The following is a 2,672-nucleotide window of genomic DNA, read 5'->3' as shown; positions in this document are numbered from 1 at the left end:
AATCATCATATCAATAAGAGGTTTAGCTCCTAATCCTTCTACTGCTGTGCTCCCTATATGTTCAACAGCGATTATTTCTTGTCCTAACAAGGAACAGAATTTCTCTTTTTCTTTTATATACTCTTCAACCCAGTCTTTTTGATACGGTTTAATAACAATTTGTTGATCCATTGTATCCACCTCTTTATAAGTGTTTATCATTATATTTATAAAATTTCATATTATTAGCATAGGATTTCCATAAAATATGTCGAATAGTGGAATGTACAACTTAATTATATTAAATGTGAGGTAAGCTATGAAAGATAATTCCGTCGAAATTCAGTTAAATAGTGTAACATTCCAATTAAAAGAATATCATAATTTTGATTGGCTTATTAAATTAGGTACCGTATTTGCAGTTTTTGACCAGCAAGACTCAGGTAATATAAGTTTTGGTGTAGAAAAAGATGGTCACAAGAAATTTATCAAATACGCAGGAGCACAAACAATTGCATATGAAGGAACAACGGGTGATGCTATTAAAAGGCTAAAAAATTCAGTTACTATTTATGAAGATTTAAAGCATGAATCGCTCATAAAATTAATTGATCATTTTCCAGTTCAATCTGGATATGTATTAATTTTCGATTGGTTTGATGGTGAATGTCTTCATTCGCATTGGCGCTTCCCACCTCCTGAGAAATATGAAAATCCAAACTCTCCATTTTATAAATTTAGACATTTATCTACTATAGAACGAGTTCATTCCTTACATTCCATTTTTTCTTTCCATACTTATGTAGAAAAGAAAAATTATGTAGCGATAGATTTTTATGACGGTAGTATTTTATATAATTTTAATACAAACGAAACAAAAATTTGTGATATAGATTTATACAGTAAGAAACCTTACATAAATAAAATGGGCCGGCTATGGGGTTCCTCCCGTTTTATGTCACCAGAGGAATTTGAACTAAACGCAATAATTGATGAAAGAACAAATGTATTTAATATGGGAGCAATGGCTTTCTCACTTTTAGGCGATGAAAAAGATCGTTCTTTTATAAAATGGGAAGCAAGTAAGGAATTATATGCGGTAGCGTATCGTGCTGTAAATGACAATCGAGCAGAACGGTATGCATCAGTTACAGAATTCTACGAAGCGTGGTTAAAAGCGTCTAATGCAGAAAAGATATAACCCTAAATTATTAAAAGAAATATAGAGTTTATACTATTATCATGTATATCAAGAATGATTTTATGAGCATTTCATATTAGTGTGTTCTAATTGATTATGGCTATTATTAAGGAAGACATATCAGCGATAATTTATGTCTATTTTGTATGAGTGTTAGCAAGTTCGTTTGCAAACTTGCTAACACTTTTTTGTTTAAATATTTCACAACCAAAAGGTGCATACATATGATGATCAACATATAAACCGACTTTCTTAGCACCTAATTTACATAATTCATCGATAAAAGCCTGTGTACCTGCTCGCATATCATCCATTGTTTTCACTTCTACATCAGCCACCCAAACTGTTGCACTCTTGTCACCACAGTTCCAGAAATCACGGGCTTCTACGCGTGCATCATTTTCAGAAACGACAGAATGCATAGTTACCAAAAGAAATCACATGCTGCTTCATAGCTTGTACATAATCTTTATACGATACCTCTGCACCACTTGTATGTAAAACTGATATATCATTAATTAATAGATGATAATGCATTACACCTTTTATTTCTACATCTTTTTCAAGCTCTTTTATGCTACCCGTAACACGTATAACGTGTTTTGTAGTTTCCATACTTCCATCACTTTTCTAATTAACGACCTGTCCACATATCTTGCACAATTCCATTTTTAAATAATTCATATGGGAAATAACAATATCCTTTATCTCCCCAGTCTTCTCCCCAACTGTTGCGAATAATAACCGTTTGCTTATCATCGTCATATCCAACAGCACAAACAGCATGTCCCGCTGGTTGACCATCTTCAACAATTACATCATCTGTTCCTGATACTGGAACTATACCAGTCTTTTTCACTTCTTCTGACATAAAAGATTTTGGTACAGCAAATCCAAGTACAGCAACTAATCCATGAGCAAGTGCAGCCTTTAATCCCGATAAATCTTGAATACGATGGTAGGTTCCAATTTTATAAAGTGCAGCATCTGATTCAGCCTTTGGTGATGGCTTATCTCTAAAATTCTCGGTATAAGGAAAATCCTCTTCAGGGCATACCCCAATATTTTTAAGAACCCCCATACCATCACGAACATTCGCTCCACTATCTTCCTGAATATGTCCTTCTATTTCTCGTTCATGATAATATAAAAACAAACGAGATAAGCAAGTAAATGGACGACCTGATTGTAATAATAGATATTCTCGTAACCCTGAAACAATTGCATTTGCCGTACAAGAACCTATATTCCATTGATTTACTATACCTGACATTTTAGGACGAAGATCGACTTGCGTTGGCAAATCCGCCTCATTACTAAACAAGTAACTCCGAAACATTTTGTCTCTTAAATCAACAGGGTCTTTTCTTACATTAAGGTACTTTACAATATCTTTGTTACTGGTAAAACTGAAATTTGATTCATTTGAACTCATTGTAAAAATCCATCCTTTCTTAATATCTAGATAATTCATTTCTTCTCTATACTTAAC

3 protein-coding genes and 1 pseudogene are annotated in these 2,672 nt (G+C 33.2%); 1 reads left to right on the top strand and 3 read right to left on the bottom strand.

Annotated features, from left to right (window positions below):
• Positions 1 to 171 (bottom strand): GrpB family protein (locus tag ABWK52_RS26405; RefSeq protein ID WP_353772245.1); only part of this gene is annotated, 171 nt, incomplete at its 3' end.
• Between the two features lie 127 nt (positions 172 to 298).
• Between ABWK52_RS26405 and ABWK52_RS26400 the strand changes: the two genes are divergently transcribed.
• The gene (locus ABWK52_RS26400; protein ID WP_000654548.1) at positions 299 to 1,180 is read left to right on the top strand and encodes a protein kinase domain-containing protein; all 882 of its coding nucleotides are present in this window, start codon (positions 299 to 301) and stop codon (positions 1,178 to 1,180) included.
• A gap of 206 nt (positions 1,181 to 1,386) precedes the next feature.
• On the opposite strand, the pseudogene ABWK52_RS26395 reads toward ABWK52_RS26400, so the two are convergent.
• Together ABWK52_RS26395 and ABWK52_RS26390 are read right to left on the bottom strand one after the other, a co-directional pair.
• A pseudogene (locus tag ABWK52_RS26395) lies at positions 1,387 to 1,654 on the bottom strand (GH25 family lysozyme); the annotation flags it as partial.
• A gap of 160 nt (positions 1,655 to 1,814) precedes the next feature.
• Positions 1,815 to 2,615, bottom strand: coding sequence for a C1 family peptidase (locus tag ABWK52_RS26390; RefSeq protein ID WP_000097509.1), 801 nt, complete (start codon positions 2,613 to 2,615; stop codon positions 1,815 to 1,817).
• Positions 2,616 to 2,672 lie beyond the last annotated feature (57 nt).

Source organism: Bacillus sp. AP50 (assembly GCF_040492675.1).
Lineage (GTDB): Bacteria > Bacillota > Bacilli > Bacillales > Bacillaceae_G > Bacillus_A > Bacillus_A cereus.
The sequence above is the reverse complement of the archived record's forward strand: the minus strand, read 5'-3'. Positions and strand labels throughout refer to the sequence as shown.